Origin of the sequence: Luteolibacter sp. Populi (assembly GCF_040801775.1) — a bacterium.
In the GTDB taxonomy this organism is placed as follows: Bacteria; Verrucomicrobiota; Verrucomicrobiia; order Verrucomicrobiales; family Akkermansiaceae; genus Haloferula.
The window spans coordinates 3,069,229-3,084,931 of the sequence record NZ_CP161812.1; the positions used below are offsets into that span (position 1 = coordinate 3,069,229).

13 protein-coding genes are annotated in these 15,703 nt (G+C 64.2%); 8 read left to right on the forward strand and 5 right to left on the reverse strand.

Annotated features, from left to right (window positions below; genetic code table 11):
* Positions 1 to 20 precede the first annotated feature (20 nt).
* The 6 genes from ABWK72_RS12350 (at position 21) to ABWK72_RS12375 (ending at position 5,100) form a co-directional block, all read left to right on the forward strand.
* Complete coding sequence (locus ABWK72_RS12350) at positions 21 to 539, forward strand: hypothetical protein (RefSeq protein ID WP_367875100.1); 519 nt, start codon at positions 21 to 23, stop codon at positions 537 to 539.
* Positions 536 to 937, forward strand: a complete 402-nt coding sequence (locus ABWK72_RS12355; protein WP_367875101.1) for a DUF6157 family protein — start codon at positions 536 to 538, stop codon at positions 935 to 937. The genes ABWK72_RS12350 and ABWK72_RS12355 overlap by 4 nt, the downstream gene beginning before the upstream one ends.
* 246 nt (positions 938 to 1,183) lie before the next feature.
* Positions 1,184 to 1,420 carry a hypothetical protein gene (locus tag ABWK72_RS12360; RefSeq protein ID WP_367875102.1) on the forward strand — a complete coding sequence of 79 codons (237 nt, stop codon included), beginning with the start codon at positions 1,184 to 1,186 and terminating at the stop codon, positions 1,418 to 1,420.
* A complete protein-coding gene (locus tag ABWK72_RS12365) occupies positions 1,417 to 1,836 on the forward strand; it encodes a PIN domain-containing protein (protein ID WP_367875103.1) in 420 nt (139 codons plus the stop codon). The genes ABWK72_RS12360 and ABWK72_RS12365 overlap by 4 nt, the downstream gene beginning before the upstream one ends.
* A 52-nt stretch (positions 1,837 to 1,888) precedes the next feature.
* Positions 1,889 to 4,069: an excinuclease ABC subunit UvrB gene (locus tag ABWK72_RS12370; protein WP_367875104.1), complete on the forward strand. Its 2,181-nt coding sequence runs from the start codon at positions 1,889 to 1,891 to the stop codon at positions 4,067 to 4,069.
* A 71-nt stretch (positions 4,070 to 4,140) separates the two neighbouring features.
* Positions 4,141 to 5,100, forward strand: a complete 960-nt coding sequence (locus tag ABWK72_RS12375; protein WP_367875105.1) for an archaemetzincin — start codon at positions 4,141 to 4,143, stop codon at positions 5,098 to 5,100.
* Positions 5,101 to 5,132: 32 nt separating this feature from the next.
* Here ABWK72_RS12375 and ABWK72_RS12380 read toward each other — a convergent pair whose 3' ends face one another.
* The 5 genes from ABWK72_RS12380 to ABWK72_RS12400 all read right to left on the reverse strand — a co-directional run bounded on the left by ABWK72_RS12380 (position 5,133) and on the right by ABWK72_RS12400 (position 14,401).
* Positions 5,133 to 5,969, reverse strand: coding sequence for a S1 RNA-binding domain-containing protein (locus tag ABWK72_RS12380; RefSeq protein WP_367875106.1), 837 nt, complete (start codon positions 5,967 to 5,969; stop codon positions 5,133 to 5,135).
* Positions 5,970 to 6,166: 197 nt separating this feature from the next.
* A complete protein-coding gene (locus ABWK72_RS12385) occupies positions 6,167 to 6,730 on the reverse strand; it encodes a plasmid pRiA4b ORF-3 family protein (RefSeq protein ID WP_367875107.1) in 564 nt (187 codons plus the stop codon).
* A 55-nt stretch (positions 6,731 to 6,785) separates the two neighbouring features.
* Positions 6,786 to 8,375, reverse strand: coding sequence for an alkaline phosphatase (locus ABWK72_RS12390; protein ID WP_367875108.1), 1,590 nt, complete (start codon positions 8,373 to 8,375; stop codon positions 6,786 to 6,788).
* Between the two features lie 173 nt (positions 8,376 to 8,548).
* The gene (locus ABWK72_RS12395) at positions 8,549 to 13,459 is read right to left on the reverse strand and encodes a PVC-type heme-binding CxxCH protein (RefSeq protein ID WP_367875109.1); all 4,911 of its coding nucleotides are present in this window, start codon (positions 13,457 to 13,459) and stop codon (positions 8,549 to 8,551) included.
* A 96-nt stretch (positions 13,460 to 13,555) separates the two neighbouring features.
* Positions 13,556 to 14,401 (reverse strand): AraC family transcriptional regulator, encoded by an 846-nt coding sequence (locus ABWK72_RS12400; RefSeq protein WP_367875110.1) that lies wholly within the window; start codon positions 14,399 to 14,401, stop codon positions 13,556 to 13,558.
* A gap of 122 nt (positions 14,402 to 14,523) precedes the next feature.
* Here ABWK72_RS12400 and ABWK72_RS12405 point away from each other — a divergent pair, with 122 nt between their 5' ends.
* Together ABWK72_RS12405 and ABWK72_RS12410 are read left to right on the forward strand one after the other, a co-directional pair.
* Positions 14,524 to 14,967 carry a cupin domain-containing protein gene (locus ABWK72_RS12405; RefSeq protein ID WP_367875111.1) on the forward strand — a complete coding sequence of 148 codons (444 nt, stop codon included), beginning with the start codon at positions 14,524 to 14,526 and terminating at the stop codon, positions 14,965 to 14,967.
* A 228-nt stretch (positions 14,968 to 15,195) separates the two neighbouring features.
* Positions 15,196 to 15,573 (forward strand): hypothetical protein, encoded by a 378-nt coding sequence (locus ABWK72_RS12410; RefSeq protein ID WP_367875112.1) that lies wholly within the window; start codon positions 15,196 to 15,198, stop codon positions 15,571 to 15,573.
* Positions 15,574 to 15,703: the final 130 nt, after the last annotated feature.

Genomic DNA, 15,703 nt, shown 5'->3' on the forward strand with positions numbered 1-15,703 from the left:
GGAATGGTATCTCTCGGTTCGTGAGCTACGACAGTGATGCCATCTATCAGCGTGCGACCGGTTTTCTCGAACTCGGTCTGGCGGAGGATGCCTTGGCGGAACTCGATGATCTGCCGGCGGAGATCCAAGGACATTCGCTCGCGCTGCACCTGCGGGTGGATGCGCTCTTCCGGCTCAGGCGCTGGCCGGAAGCCGCGGCGATCTGCGTGTCGAAGCTCGAAAGCGAGCCAGGCGATGCGGCGTGGTGGATACAGGCCGGCTATGCGGTGCGGCGGGCCGACTCGATCCAGAAGGCGGAGGAAACCCTGCGCGCGGGCCTCGCTCATCATCCCGAGCATCCACTGCTGCACTACAACCTCGCGTGCTACGCCGCCGTGCAAGGCCGGGAAGAGGATGCCCGCAAATTGCTGGCGATGGCCGCGAACGAGAACATCGACCTCTATCTGAAGATGGCCAAGGATGATCCGGATCTTGCGCCGATCCAGCCATGGGTGGTCGCTTGGCAGAGCCAACGCGATGAGAAACTGTCGAAGTCATGAGCTTCCTCAATACCTTCATCCGGATCGCACCCGATTGCCCCGAGGAACAGGGCATCGAGCCGCCGGTCCGCGGCGGGAAGAAACCGGTGCACCTGATTCATTTGGAGCTGCTGCGTGAGGCTCCTTATCAGCTGACACACGAGGATCTGCTGGTGAAGGGCGAGAGCCTGCGCGAACCTCCGAGTGGCGAGACCAAGACGGAGATCCGCGCGCGGCTGAGGGAAAAGTCCCAGCCCTGCCTGCGCACTTCCGCTCTCGGCAAGCACTACGGCTGGGGCATCCACTTCGACGCGAAGGGCAAGATCGCGGCCTATGCGGCGGGGTCCGCGGAATACCGGAAGCTGGCGGAAGACCCGGAGATCGAGCAGACGGTGGCGATGCGGAGCAGCCGGGCCTGAGGATGCTCCGGACTACCGGCAAGCGGATCGCTTTCCCTCCACGGGACTTCGTTCGCTGTGAGGAATTCGATGGCGGCCTCGCGGAGTCGGGCGCTGCGGAATTTGAACCATGATTCCCGCTCTTCGGGAAAATCGAAAAGGGTGCGGAGGTTCGCACGGTTCCCCGGCTTTTGGAAAGTCTCCTGAGGCTCTTTGCGAGAGCAAAAATTCGTCTTGAGTTTGCCGCAAAATGTGAAACTGTGAGGCATGAAAAATGTCACAGTTTCGATTGATGAAGGCCTACATCGGCGGGCGAGGATACGGGCTGCGGAGAAGGACACTTCATTGTCAGCCGTCGTGAGGGACTTTCTGATCCAGTTCGCCGAGGGAGAGACCGAGTTTGAGCGGAAGAAGCGGTTGCAGGACGAGGTTCTCAAAGGCATCGCCAATTTCAGCGGCCGCGACCGGGCATCGCGTGATGAGATCCACGGCCGGCGCTCATGAGGGTTTTCCTCGATACCAATGTGCTGCTTTATGCGGTGAGTACCGCCGCGTCGGAGAAAGCGAAGCGCGCGGTCGCCTTGGAACTGCTGGATGATCCGGAGATCGTCCTCTCCACCCAGGTGCTCCAGGAATTTTACGTCCAGGCCACACGGGCGACGCGCGCCGATGCCCTCAGCCACGGGCAGGCGAGTCTGCTGATCGAGTCTTGGCTGCGCTTCGAGGTGGTTTCCGTGACCGTCGAGATCGTCGTTGCAGCGCTTTCCACCAAGAATCGCTGGCGGCTTTCCTACTGGGATTCCGCGATTCTGGAAGCGGCGAGGTCTGCCGGCTGCTCCGTCGTTTTGTCGGAAGACATGCAGATCGGCCAGGACTTTGACGGAGTCAAAGTCGTCAATCCTTTCAAGCCCGCAAAATAGGCGCGTCCCCCGCCCTTGCGACCGGCGGGTTCCGCGGCTAGACAGGGGCCGGATGTCATTCCAGCTCACCAGCGACTATTCCCCGGAGGGCGATCAGGCTCAGGCGATCGCGAAGCTCGTGAAATCGATCCGGGCGGGGAACAACCACCAGACGCTGCTGGGGGTAACCGGCTCGGGGAAGACCTTCACGATGGCAAACGTGATCGAGCAGATCGGGAGACCGACGCTGATCATGAGCCACAACAAGACGCTGGCGGCGCAGCTCTACTCGGAGTTCAAGAACTTCTTCCCGCACGCCGCGGTGGAGTACTTCGTCTCCTACTTCGACTACTACCAGCCGGAGGCCTACATCCCGCGGACGGACACCTACATCGAGAAGGACTCGTCGATCAACGACGAGATCGAGCGGCTGCGGCTGTCATCGATGGGCTCCTTGCTCACCCGCGATGACACCATCGTGATCGCCTCGGTGTCCTGCATCTACGGCTTGGGCTCACCGGACGACTACCAGGGCATGATGGTCCCGACTTGGGTGGGCCAGCAGGTGCGGCGGGACGACTTCCTGCAATCGCTGGTGGCGATCCTCTTCGAGCGCAACGACATTGCCTTCGGCCGCGGCAAGTTCCGCGTGCGTGGCGACGTGGTCGAAGTGCATCCTGCTTATCTCGACGAGACGGCGGTGCGGGTGGAATTTTTCGGCGACGAGATCGACCGCATCACGACGATCAACACGCTGACCGGTGAGACGGTCGACCGGGTGGACAAGCACACCTTCTTCCCGGCGAAGCAATTCGTGACGCCCGGGGATAAGATGAAGCGAGCGATCGTCGAGATCCGGAAGGAGGCCGACGAGCGGATTACCTGGTTCGAGAAGGAGGGCAAGCTGATCGAGGCCCAGCGGCTGCGGATGCGCACCGACTACGACATCGAGATGATGCAGGAGATGGGCTTCTGCCAGGGGATCGAGAACTACTCGCGCCACCTGACCGGGCGGCCGCCGGGATCGCGACCGCACACGCTGCTCGATTTCTTCCCGAAGGACTACCTGCTGATGATCGACGAGAGCCACGCCACGATCCCGCAGGTTGGCGGGATGTATGAGGGCGACAAGAGCCGCAAGACGGTGCTGGTCGATCACGGTTTCCGCCTGCCCAGCGCGCTGGATAACCGGCCGCTGAAATTCGACGAATTCATGCAGATGACGAACCAGCGGCTCTACGTCTCGGCGACGCCCGGGCCCTTCGAGATCGTCAACTCGAGGCCGGACAACAAGCGCTACATCCCGGTGAAGGGCCGTGGCGATGATCGCGGCTTCACGCACATCGATCTCAAGCAACTGAAGGTCACGCCGAGCGGTAGCGCGGAGCCGGTCTCGGCCTTCGATCCGGGCAAGCCTGGCAAGGCGCTGGTGGTCGAGCAGATCATCCGTCCGACCGGCCTGCTGGACCCGACGCTGATCCTGCGCCCGCTGAAGCACCAGATCGACGAGACGATCGAGTTCTGCCGCCAGCGGGTCGAGCGCGGCGAGCGCGTGCTGGTTACGACGCTGACCAAGAAGACCGCCGAGGATCTTTCGGAATACCTGCAAGGCACCGGCCTGAAGGTCCGCTACATCCATGCGGACATCGACACGGTCGAGCGGGTGGAGATCCTGCGCCAGCTCCGCGCCGCAGCCTTCGACATCCTCGTGGGCATCAATCTGCTCCGCGAGGGTCTCGACCTGCCGGAGGTTTCGCTGGTGTGCATTCTCGATGCGGACAAGGAGGGTTTCCTCCGTAACGAGACCAGCCTGATCCAGACGGCGGGCCGGGCCGCGCGCCACATCAATGGCCAATGCGTGCTTTTCTGCAACTCGGTCACGGACTCGATCCAGCGCCTGATCGACGTCACGGAATACCGCCGCAGCCGCCAGCAGGAGCACAACGAGAAGCACAACATCACGCCGCAGGGTGTGAAGCGTGCGGTCCAGGAGAGCCTGCAGCTCTACTCGAACCAACGCGAGCAGGCGGACAAGCTGAACCGTTCGATGGTGGCCGAGGACGAGGAGACCTACGACAAGGTGCGCGTGCTGGCCGAGCTCGAAAAGGAGATGCTCGATGCCTCCGCGAAGCTGGAATTCGAACGCGCCGCCCACTTACGAGACCAGATCAACACCCTGAAGGACCAGACTCCGGCAGCGACCGCGCCGCGGCAGAAGGTGGCGTATCCGAAGGGCCGGGGCCGGAAACGGTAGAAGTCGACACGGCCCCCTTTCTCGTGGCAAGGTCAAGCTATGGGAGAGATCGAAATGAAGCGATGTTGGGAATGAATTTCAGCTTCCGGCTCTCCCTTCCTCTGGCGCTCCTCTCGTGCGGAGCCGCTTACGCGGTTTTCACCACTCCCACGAAGCAAGGTTTGGAACAAGCCGTCGGCCCTCTGTCCGGCCTCGACGCCAAGACGCGCCGCGCCTTCACGGATGCCGGCGAGTTTCAAGCCAAGAAGTATCCAGGTGTCCTCGACTGGCTGACGCAGCACGAGGAGAAGGGCCAGACCTACGGGCAATATCTCGCCTCGCGGGCGAACCTTCCGGATGCATCCCGGCGGAAGCTCTACATCCTGCCGATCGGCACATTCGAGAAGGGTCTCGCGCCCGATCTCGAATTACTGCGCAGCTACACTGCCGCTTTCTACCACCCGTTGGAAGTCGTCCTATTGCCCGCCGTGCCCGACAAGGAGGTGCCGGCGCAGGAGCGGATCAACACCATGTCCGCCAAGAAACAGTGGAAGAGTACCGACATCCTCGGCTGGCTGCCCAAGAAACTGCCGGCGGACGGCTACGCCATGCTGGCGGTCACGATGACCGACCTTTATCCCGACGAGAACTGGAACTTCGTCTTCGGGCAGGCCTCGCTGCGCAGGCGGGTAGGCGTGTTCAGCTTCGCACGCTACCACCCCGGATGGGCCGGAGAGAAGCCGGGTGCAGCCACGGGAACCCTCGTACTTCGCCGCGCCGCGAAGGTGCTGACCCACGAGATGGGCCACATGTTCGGCATCCAGCACTGCATCCACTACGAGTGCAACATGAACGGCGCCAACCACCTCGACGAGGCGGACGCGACGCCGATGGAGCTTTGCCCGGTATGCCTGAGAAAGCTCCATCATGCCATCCGCTTCGATCCCGTAACGCGCTACGAGAAGCTTCAGCGCTTTCATGAAGCGAACGGCTTGGAAGCGGAGAGCCAGTGGATCAAGACGCGGCTTACTGCGATCAAGGCCGCAAAGTGATCACAGGCCCGGCTTGGGCGGCATCACCGGCTTCATGGCAGCAGCCGGATCCCGTCGTCGCCGATCGTGATCTTGCGCTTCTTGAAGAGCGCGCCGGTCGCTTGCTTGAAGGCCTTCTTGCTCACGCCGAGGGCCTTGTGGATCTCTTCGGCGGGGCTCGAATCATTGAGCACCCAAAACCCTCCGCGCTGCTTGAGCTCCTCCTCGATCCGGGTTTCCAAGTCGTTCACATTCGCCCGTCCGGGAGGATAGAGCGAGAGGTCAATCTTCCCATCAGGACGCACCTGCACCACATAGGCCTTGGTCTTCTCCCCGGCCCGCAGGCGGCGGAAGACTTCGTTTCCGAAGAGGACGCCGCCGTGCTGCCCTTCCACGATCGCCTTGTAGCCGAGCTCCGTTTTTCCGTAGAGCATGATCTCCACTTCCTGGCCTTCCTTATAGGAGGGAGGAGTTTTGTTGAGATACTTGTTGAGCCGCCGCGTCGCCACGATCCGGCCGCTGGACCCATCCACGTGCACGTGGACCACGTAGGACTTGCCCACCTCCAGGCGCTCCTTCTGCTCGCGGAAGGGCAGCAGCAGATCCTTCGGGAGGCCCCAATCGAGGAAGGCGCCGACACCGGTGATCTGAAGGCATTCGAGGTAGGCGAATCCGCCGGGCATGACTTTCGGGTGCTTCAGCGTCGCCACGGGCCGATCCTCCGAATCGAGGTAGAGGAAGACATCGACCTCCCCGCCGATGCTCCACTTCACCGGCATTTCGCGGCGCGGCAGCAGCACCTCGCCGAGCTCGTCCCCGGCATCGAGGAAGAGGCCGAAGGGTTGCTCGCGGAGGATGGTGAGGGTGGCACGTTCGCCGATATTCGCCATGCAGGGAGCCTGCGGGGAAAAGCACCGGGGCGTCGATGACGATTCCCGAATCCTGTGAGAGTGCGAACCGATCTTACTCTGAGCGCCCCCTGCTTGCGTCGGCTTGCGCGCGCAGTGCGCGAAGCTCTTCGATAAAGCGCACCTCTCCTTTTCGTGAATCCAAGCCGCGGTGCCACGCTTGAAGAGCACTGCTCCTTTCACCCTAGCTTCCGCTTCTTCGGATTCCGCTTCTTCCCGCCGAAGACCACTTCCTTGATGTCGAAAGCCTCGGGATCGTATTCCCCGCGGTACCAGCCGATCTGTCCGGTCAGTGCCTCCATGTACTGGAAGACCCCGCCGAAATCCTCCGGCGGGCAGGCGCGTCCGCCATCGATGATGATCGGCCCGGTCTCCCCGGACTCCTCCTTCTTCTCCAGCACGACCTCGTGCAGCCAGTCCTCCGCGAAATCGTAGCGGTAGAGCATCCGCAGCGGCAGCCGTTTCCTGCCGATGAAATCCGCGATCGTGAACTTCGCCTCGTCCTGAAACTCCCCGCCGCGGGGCACCTGATCGGCCAAGCCGACCGGCCCGATCACGTCCTTCAGGTTCTTGCCGGAGCCGTGGCGGAATTCATGCGGATGCTTGTTCTCCCAGCCCATCGCGTCCTGGATGGCGTCGTTGAGCTGCACGAAGGTGAAGGAAGCGGGCACGGAAAAGCGCCGCCAGATTTCCGGGGTGATCCGATAGAGGAAGACTTTGACGACGATGCGCGGCACGGACATGCGGAGAGGCTAGGCCCATCTTTCCCCGCGACGCAAACTGCAAGTTGCTTCCACCTCACACCGGCACCAGCGCGCTCCGCCCGCTTTCGACGATGAAGGAGGCCGCGGTCTTCAATTCCGCCCCCGGCCGGCTCACGAAATCGATCGCCCGGTAGTCCGCGCGCCAGATCTTGCTGTCGATCGTGCAGCTCACGTAACCGCGGCGGTCGCTGTGATGCTTCACGAAAGGATTCTCCGTCATGAGATCGCCGAGGTAAGCCGGAGCCGCCGTGCCATCGCCCTTGGAGGTGATTGAGGTGCAGACGAATTCGCAGCCCGCCACCGGTGAATCCGGCTGGCCCGGCACGGTGATCAATTCATTTGCCCAATGGGTGTGGATGTCGCCGGTGAGCACCATCGGATTGGAGACCTTCAGCTCGCGGAAGGCATTCACGATCGATTGCCGCTCGACCTCATAGCCCGGCCACTGGTCCATGCTGCACTTTTCTTCCGGACCCTTCTGCCGATCGACTCGCGCCATCATCACCTGCTGGGCCAGCACGTTCCAAGTCGCGCGGGACCTGGTGAGTTCGCTCATGAGCCACTGCTTTTGCGCGCTTCCCAGCATCGTCGCATCGGGCCGCAGGGCGTCCTGTCCGAGCGCCTTCGTGCCGTCGCCATTCGGCTGGTCGGTCCGGAATTGCCGGGTATCGAGAACTTGGAAATCCACCAGCCCGCCGTGGCGGATCGTGCGGTAAAGCTGCATGCCCGGCCCCTTCGGCACGCAGGCCACGCGCAGCGGCATGTGCTCGTAGTAGGCCTGATAGGCTGCCGCCCGGCGCTGCAGGAAGCTCGCCACGTCCACATTCGGTTTCTCCGAAAGATCACCCGCGCAGTTGTTGTCGAATTCATGGTCGTCCCAAGTCACCACCCATGGCGCGGCTTGGTGCATCGCCTGCAACGCGGTATCGGTCTTGTACTGCGCGTGACGGTTGCGGTAGTCGGCCAGCGTCATGATCTCCGCGCCGAGGTGCTTGCGGACCTTGCCCTCGCTGCCCGGGCCTTCGTAAATGTAGTCGCCGAGGTGGAAGACGATGTCGGGGCTCTCCGCCAGCATGTGCTGGTAGGCCGTGAAGAAGCCGGACTCGAAGTGCTGGCATGACGCGAAGGCCATCTTCAGCACCGAGGTTTCCTCCGCCGGACGATCCGGTCTTTCCAAGGTCCGCGTCCGCCCGCGCTGGCTGATCTCCGCGCCGGCCTTGAACTCGTACCAATACCAGCGGTCCGGTCGCAAGCCGGTCACCTCCACATGTACCGAGTGCGCCCAATCCGGGCTGGCGATCTCCTTGCCGCTCGCCACCACCTTGCTCATCCGCTCGTCCTCCGCCACCCGCCAGTGGACCCATATCGATTCGTCCGGCATCCCACCGCCCGCGAGCGGCTGCGGTGCGAGCCGCGTCCACAGCACGAAGCCATCCGCCGCCGGATCGCCCGAGGCCACGCCGAGCTGGAAAGGATAGTCCGGGAAGGAAGGCTTCTCGCGCACCCCCTGCGCTAGCACCCGCCCCATGCCGAGCGCTGCCAGCATCGAGCTGGAGGCTCCGAGAAAGGAACGGCGGCCAAGCCGCGGTGAATCGAGCGGGAAGAGCGAGGAAGAGGATGACATGGCCGGAGGATACGGCACATCCACCGGATTTCTTAATCCGCGAATCATGCCGATAACGTTACCGAAGCATTCTGGACGACCGTCTCAATCCGCAACCTTCAAATGCAAACTTGCGCGGCTCCCCCTCCTCAAGCCCTTCCGGTAGCTCGGCCCTTGCCCCGGCTCCTTATCGCTTACTTCTCTCCCGCCCACTTCACCGCGTTCCCTAAAAGCTTCCGGAAATCCGGCAGCCGGTGCGCCGCCTCGTCATGCCCGGGCGCGATGCACACGATCCGGCACTCCGGATGCGCCGTGATCCACACCGAGGGGTGCTTCTTCCCCGTCTGTGCCGAGACGGAAGTCTCCACCAAGACCTCCACCTTCGCCGCCGGATCGATCCCGATCTGGTAGTGCTCGTCGCGAATTTTGAATTCCTTGCTCACTCCTGCGACGACCGGATGCTCCGGCTTCACCACGCTCAGGGTGAACTCCCCCGGCGGATCATGCGCCCGCGAACCGCCGCCGACGAAGGCCTTGTTGTAGGCGGGCCAATCGGGCCAGTTGTACCATGTGGCGGGATGGAGCAGGACCAAGCCACCACCGCGCGCCACGAAAGCATCGAAGGCCTTCCGGAAGGGTTCGCTCTTCGCGTAGGCCGCGTCGTTCGAGCTGAAAAGCAGCACATCCGCCCGCTCCAACAACTCCACTGCCTCTGCTGGATCCGACGTGTAAGCCGTCGTCATTCCGCCTGCATCGCGCAGGATTTGCTGGTCCTCGCGATCATACCATGTGCCGAAGTCATGAGAGCTTCCGCCGCCCGCAAGCAGAACTCGCAAGGCTCCGGTCTCGCGCTTTTCGGGCAGCGATGTCCCGTTCACCGGCAGCGGTCCGCCCTCGGCCGGTGCGGGCATCATCTTCCCTTCCTTGTCCGCGGACTCGAAGGTGATCGCCGCGATCAGCGGGGCCGCAGGCCGGTCGGCGCTGGCCAGCACGATCTTCTCGATGGTGGCAGCGGGCTGCTTGAGATCGCGCCAGAGGTAGCGCATCTGGCCACGGCTGACCAAGTTCGTCCAGGCCGATCCCGCGACATCGATTCGGCCCGCGTGGTCGGCGAAGTCGATGCCATTGCGCAGCACGATCTTCTCCGTGCTACCACTACTGTAGTAGATCGTGATCTCGACCAAGGGGACCCGGTCATTCGCCGCCGGAAAGCCCCAGCCGGCGACCGCGCCCAGCAGGTGCAGCCGCCCCGCGGCAAAGCCCACGGGAATCTCGACCCGCTGCGGCATCGCCTTGCTAACCGCACGCGGGTCCATCCCGCCCTTCAGCACGATCACGCTTTTCCCGTCCGAAGCCGCCGCCGGATCCTGGAGGTGGAAGGGCACGCCGCGCTCCTCGATCAGGCCGTATTTCCTGAGGCTGACCTGATCGCCGGGAGTCTCGTGCGAGAGATAGACACCGCGGCTGCCATCGGCAGTGGCGGCCTTGCCGAAGGGCAAGGTGTGAAAGCGCTGCTCCCCGGAGCGCAGGTAGGCGATCAGATCGCGAAGGGTATCGGCACCCAAGCCTTCGAAGCCCTCCGGCATCAGCGACTTTCCGGTATCCGTGCGGCTTGTGATCTGGCCGCGCGGGATCTCGGTCTCGCCGCCCGCGCTCTTGATGAAGAGGCTGCCCTCGGTCTCCCGGCTGACGAAGCCCGAGAGCGTGCGGCCATCGGTGGTGGAGATGTTCCAGACGTGATAGCTGGGCTCGACCTCGCGGTTCGGATCGACGATGTTGGTAAGCAGGGCCTCCACCCCGTGCACGCCGATGCCTTCCAGCACGGGGCCGATCAGGGTGCCCTCGCCGCGGAAACTGTGGCAGACGGCGCAGGCGGCGTAGAGCGCCTTGCCCGTTTCCGGGTTGCCCGGCTTGCTCACCTCAGGCAGCAGGCGGGCGATGATCGCGTCCTTCGCCTCCACCGCGCCACGGAGGCGCTTGATCATCGGCGCGGCGTGTTCCTTCACCGAGGCATCCGGATGGTCGGCGAGGCGTGCGATCACGGGGGTGCCGGTGATCTGCACGGAGAGCGTTCCGTCATTCAGGGCATCGCTCAGAGCCATCGCGGAAGCGGGGCGGCCGAGCAGGGCCTCGATTGCGCGGGCCTTTTCGGTGGCGGGCAGCGAGGGCAACACCGCGAGGACCAGCTTGGTGGCCCCCGTATAAGAATTCGCGAGCACTGCATCCAGGATCGCACCGCGCTGTGGGGACTCGCGGGTGAGTCCGGCATTCAGGGCGGTCACCAATTCGGCGGGCATGCCGGGCAAGGTGCCGAGTGAAACGAGGATCTGCGGATCCCCTGGAGCAGCGGCGAGAATCCGCTTCACCGCGGCCTCGACCTTGGCCGGGATTCCCTGCTCGCTCCACGGGATCGCGGACAAGGGCAGGGCCGCCGCCGCGATCTGCGGGGAGGGGCTGGCGGCAAGCTCTTCCATCGCCGCGGTGAGCTTCGGAGTGAGCGGAAGCTGGCGACCACGCAGCGAGGCAAGCGAGGCCACCGCGATCTGCGGGCTCTTCTCGCCGGACTTGGCGATCGCTTCCAGCATCGCCGGCAGGATGGCTCCATCGCCGCTGAAGCCGTCGAACAGCTGCGCGACCAACGGGGCCTGCTTGTCCGGCTCACCGGCGGCCAATGCCGCGGCAAGGACCTGCGCCGGCTGCTTCCGCGCGAGACGGGAAATCGCGGCGCGGGTCCAGCGTTCATCGGCCTTCGCCTGTAGATCGACCAGCACCTCCGCGGGCAGGGCGGCATCCGCCGGAAGGCCCGCGAGCCATTGCAGGCGTACGCGCGCATCGGCTTCCTGCGGCAGGCGCTCGGCCATCTCGGCGAGCACAGGGGCGCTCGCAAGTTCCGGATGCGCTCCGATCACCCGACCCACCGTCACCCGCAGGGTGGTATCGGCATCGCCCATCGCGGCGACGAGTTCTTCCGGCTTCAAGACACCGGCAGCAGAGCGGATCCACAGCGCGTGCAGTCTGGCCACGCCCTCGGCATCCGCGAGACGGGCTGCGGCACCCTTCACGTCGCTCTCTTCGATCAAGCGCTGGGCCTTGAAGCGGATCTCGCGGTTCGGGTGTCCGAGCGCGGCGAGCTGGCCATCAAGAGTCGTTAGATCGGCCTTCGGCAATGGCTTCGAGTCCTTGTGCGAGTACCGCTGGATCCGGCCAAAGTAGTGGTCGCGGTCCGGGCGGGCGGCTTGATTGTACCAAAGATGGATCGGCCCGCGCGGGTCGTTGTGGAGGATCGCCTGGTTGTAGAAATCGATCACGTAGAGCTGCCCATCCGGTCCGATGCGGGTGTCGATGGGCCGGCTCCAGAAATCCCGGGTGGCCGAAAATTCCTCCTCGCGCGTCTTGGCCGCGGAGAAGGTCGCGCCATCCGGGGAGAGTGCCTCATGGTGCAGGATGTGCACCGTCGGCTCGGCGGTGAAGTAGCCGCGGGTCCATGCGTCCGGCCAAGAGCCGCCCTCATAGACGGCGCACCCGCAGGCCGCGGTGAAGGAACCGATCACGTCGTTCGGCTGATTCTCCACGATCTCTTCCCAGGACATCAACGGCTTCACCGGGCGCAGGTGCACCATCGCCTGCCACGAGGGTTCCCGGCCCATGCCACCCTCCGCCATGATCCGGTCCGAGACCGGCACGTGCATGACCAGATCGCCCGAGGTCGGCTGGGTGAAAAACAGCTCCCCATCCGAGGTCATCTCCACGCCCCAGCAGTTCCCGCTCTTCGCGCTCACCATCTCGATGCCCGAGCCGTCCGGCCGGAAACGCAGGATGCCCGAACCGATCGCCCCGAAGTCCTTGGCGCCATCCTCCGAAGTCACCTTCGGCGAGCTCGAATAGCCGTGGGTCGCATAGACCCAGCCGTCCAGACCCCAGCGCAGGTTGTTCAACACGGCATGACGGTCGAAGGTGCCGAGCCCCCTGTAGAGAACCCGCCGCTCGTCCGCGACACCGTCGCCATTCGCATCTCGCAGGAACAGGATCTCGGGCGGTTGCGCCACGATGACGCCGTCCCGGTAGAAGCAGAAACTGGTGGCGAGATCGAGATCCTCCGCGAAGACCTTCTTGCGATCCATCACGCCATCGCCATCCGTATCTTCCAGCATGGAGATACGGTCGCGGCCGGCCCGCTTGACCGGTGCAGGCTTCGGCAGGGAAGTCTCCCGTTGCCACACCGAATACATCGACTCGGCGCCGCCGCCTTCCTTGCCTTCCGGATACTCGAGGCTCTCCACCACCCACATCCGCCCGCGGCTGTCCCAATCGATATTGAGGGGCTTCGAGATCAGCGGCTCCGCGGCGGCCAGTCCAACCTTGAAGTCCGGATGCACCTGCAGCGTTTCGATCGCCTTCCGCGGCGAGAGCGGCCCGCCCGGCGGATAGGCCAGGGAGGCGAGATCTTCCTTGGTATTGAACTCGTCCGGATTCTCGCACTTGGCCGCCCACGAGAGTGAACGCCGCAGCATCGCCCGGATCGCCGGGTGCTTCAGCGTCTCGGCATTCTTGCCCGGCACGAAGAAGACCACCCGGCCCTTGTCGTGCTCCTGGGACCAGATCATCGGCGAGACGCCATAGACGTAGGGCTGCGGGTCGGTGCCCTTGAGGTGCTTCTTGTTAGGCGTCCAGGTCGTGGCGAGCACCTTCGCGCCCGGTTCCGGCTCGAGGCTATGGAACATCTCGTCCGCGATGTCGAAGTTCGAGACGCCCTTCGTGACCAGGTCCTCGCGGCCCGGCGGGGTGAAGAAGAGCGGCACTTCACCTGCCCAGCGCTTGACCTCGCCCTTGGTCCAGGGGGAGGCGGCAATCGCATCGTGAACCAGCACCACTCCTCCGCCCCGCGCGACGTAAGCAGCGATGCGGGCGCGCTCCTCCGCGGTCCAAGTGCCGTTCGTGAGCAGGACGGCATCGGCCTTCTGCAGGTCCGCATCGCCGGGCATCGGCTCGCGGGTTGCGGAATCCCCGATCGGCTCCTTCGACTGGAGATAGAAGACGGGCGGCGCGGCGTGTGCGCCCGAAACGGCCAGCAGCAGGGCCGCGATGCGGGAAAATCCGGGAATCATGGGTTGGATAGAGCGGGGAATAGACTGCCACTCCTACCGCTTCGCGAAAGGACTTCCTCCCAAGGGCAGCAGAAGCGATACGGACATGTGGATTCTTCAGCGGCGCTGCTCGGAAGGCCGCCAGCCGATCCACTTCTTGAAGGTATTCGAGAAGGTGTGCGGATTCGTGTAGCCGATCTGCCGCGTGATCGTTTCGACCTTCTCATCGGTGGTGGCGAGGAGGTGGCGCGCCTGCTGCATGCGCAGGAAGGTGACCTGCTGCATCGGGCTGCGGCCGAGTTCATTCCGGCACAATCGGCGCAGGTGCTCCTTGCAAACACAGGCGCGGTGCGCGAGTTCCTCCAGGCTCCATGGATACTCCAGCGAGTTCTGCACCGCCTCCCACAGCTTCCATAGACGGGCGTCCGCCTGGTGCGGCTGGGCGAAGCGCAGGACGTAGGAGTGGATCAGCTCGGTCCAGAGGTGAAGCATCGCTGGAGCGGCCTCGCCCTTGCACTCGGCGTGCAGGCCCTGGATCGCGTGGAGAAGCGGTTGGGGGTCGTAGGTACCCAGCACCGGCGAGGCGGCGGAGACGATCGGGTTCGACTCGCGCGATTCGCGGTAGCGCACCCAGCAGATCCGCCACGGCTCGCGGCCGGTCGTCTTCATCTCGTTGCTTACGAAGGGCGGTTGCAGGCAGGCTTGACCCGCGGCGACTCGCTTCCACTGGCCGTCCACTTTCACCAGCCCGCCGCCGCTCAGGCAGGCGAGCATGAAGGTGCCGGACTGGTCCGGGCGCGCGATCTCGAAGGGCTCGCTCGCTTCCAGCAAACCAACGTGCGCGATGTGATGCTGGGCGAGCAGCGGGCAGAGCGGGCTCGCCTGGATCCACTCGCGGTCGTCCACCTCATCGCCGCGGACGACGTGGCTGCGACGGATCTCCATTTCGAGGGCGACGGGCATCCCTCCATGATAGCTGCTGGCGATTCCCAATCAAGAACGGGAAATGTGGATTTTGAATATCCCGACTTGTCCTTGTAAGACTTGCCGCCTCCGCCGCGTCTCACCGAGAGTGCAGATCCGATATGAAGCGCTTCGTCCAGGCTGGTGAGCCGATCCTCGAGACCAACCCTTGGACTCACAACGAATGGCTCTGCCGCCCGGACCTCGTGGCTGCGGAAAAGCTGCTGATGGTCCGCGCCACCATGCTGCCCGGCCACTGCCACCCCTTCCACCGCCATCCGCATCGCGAGGAGATCATCCACGTCGTCTCCGGCCGGGCCGAGCAGTGGGTCGGGGATGAATACCGGATTCTCGGCCCCGGCGAGATCGCCCACCTGCCCGCGGGGGTGGTGCACGCGACCTTTAATCCTTTTGAGGAGACGCTGGTTTTCCACGCCATTCTCTCCCCGGCCGTGCTGGCGGAGGGCCTGGAGGCCGATCCGGACCCGGAGGATGTCTCCGCGGAGGAACCCTGGGCATCGATCCGCGAAGGCATGACGCCATGCCGGGTTTTCGGCGACGACTAAGAAGGACGGACGGCTTTCCGCAGAGAGCGCCGCTCTAGCCAGGCCTGGACCGGCACCGGTAAATCCCGAGGCGGGATCGAAGACAACCTCCGCGGCCATGGGCGAGCCGGTGAATCCCTCGAGCAGAAGCATTCCCGGGGGAACCTCGAGGATCTCCGCGGACCTCGGGGCGCGCACAGCGGTGCTGGCGTAGGGCGAGCGTCGGATCAGCTCCCACACGGCATCCGGATGAAGCCCGCCAACCCTGCTGATCGCGAGCCGGGCCAGCTCGATGCGGCGCGCCTCCGGCATGGTGAGGATGAACTCGTCCAGCCATGCGGGATCGGCCAGCAGGATCGGGGCAAGCCACTTGACGATCTCCTCATCCTCCGCGCCGGCCTTCACCAGCTCCGCGACCTTGGCGCGAGCCTCCGCTGTGCGGCCGGCAAGCGCGGCCAAGCAGATGATCTCCGGATCGTCCGGCAAGGTCGCGGCTTCGATTGCTGGCGTCGCCGCGGATGCCGGGGGATTTTCCGAGGCAGGCGGTTGGCGGGTGACGCGGCCGATCCCGATCGCTACCCCTGCACCTGCCACTACGGGCAAGATCCAGCGGAGCAGAGCAGATGACGCATGATCCATCGATCGATGGATGCGAAATTGTTAGATCGAGGGCAAGGGGGAAGCGTGAAAAGGGAGTGAAGGGCTTGTGGTTTTGACTCGACGCGCGCTACTCCGGCGGCCCTATCAACCGTCGATC

Excerpts from the sequence above, each read along its gene's own strand:
- ABWK72_RS12355 (WP_367875101.1), top strand. The coding sequence starts at position 536 with ATGAGCTTCCTCAATACCTTCATCCGGATCGCACCCGATTGCCCCGAG.
- ABWK72_RS12360 (WP_367875102.1), top strand. The coding sequence starts at position 1,184 with ATGAAAAATGTCACAGTTTCGATTGATGAAGGCCTACATCGGCGGGCG.
- ABWK72_RS12365 (WP_367875103.1), top strand. The coding sequence starts at position 1,417 with ATGAGGGTTTTCCTCGATACCAATGTGCTGCTTTATGCGGTGAGTACC.
- ABWK72_RS12370 (WP_367875104.1), top strand. The coding sequence starts at position 1,889 with ATGTCATTCCAGCTCACCAGCGACTATTCCCCGGAGGGCGATCAGGCT.
- ABWK72_RS12375 (WP_367875105.1), top strand. The coding sequence starts at position 4,141 with ATGAATTTCAGCTTCCGGCTCTCCCTTCCTCTGGCGCTCCTCTCGTGC.
- ABWK72_RS12380 (WP_367875106.1), bottom strand. The coding sequence starts at position 5,969 with ATGGCGAATATCGGCGAACGTGCCACCCTCACCATCCTCCGCGAGCAA.
- ABWK72_RS12385 (WP_367875107.1), bottom strand. The coding sequence starts at position 6,730 with ATGTCCGTGCCGCGCATCGTCGTCAAAGTCTTCCTCTATCGGATCACC.
- ABWK72_RS12390 (WP_367875108.1), bottom strand. The coding sequence starts at position 8,375 with ATGTCATCCTCTTCCTCGCTCTTCCCGCTCGATTCACCGCGGCTTGGC.
- ABWK72_RS12395 (WP_367875109.1), bottom strand. The coding sequence starts at position 13,459 with ATGATTCCCGGATTTTCCCGCATCGCGGCCCTGCTGCTGGCCGTTTCG.
- ABWK72_RS12400 (WP_367875110.1), bottom strand. The coding sequence starts at position 14,401 with ATGCCCGTCGCCCTCGAAATGGAGATCCGTCGCAGCCACGTCGTCCGC.
- ABWK72_RS12405 (WP_367875111.1), top strand. The coding sequence starts at position 14,524 with ATGAAGCGCTTCGTCCAGGCTGGTGAGCCGATCCTCGAGACCAACCCT.
- ABWK72_RS12410 (WP_367875112.1), top strand. The coding sequence starts at position 15,196 with ATGAAGCCCGCCAACCCTGCTGATCGCGAGCCGGGCCAGCTCGATGCG.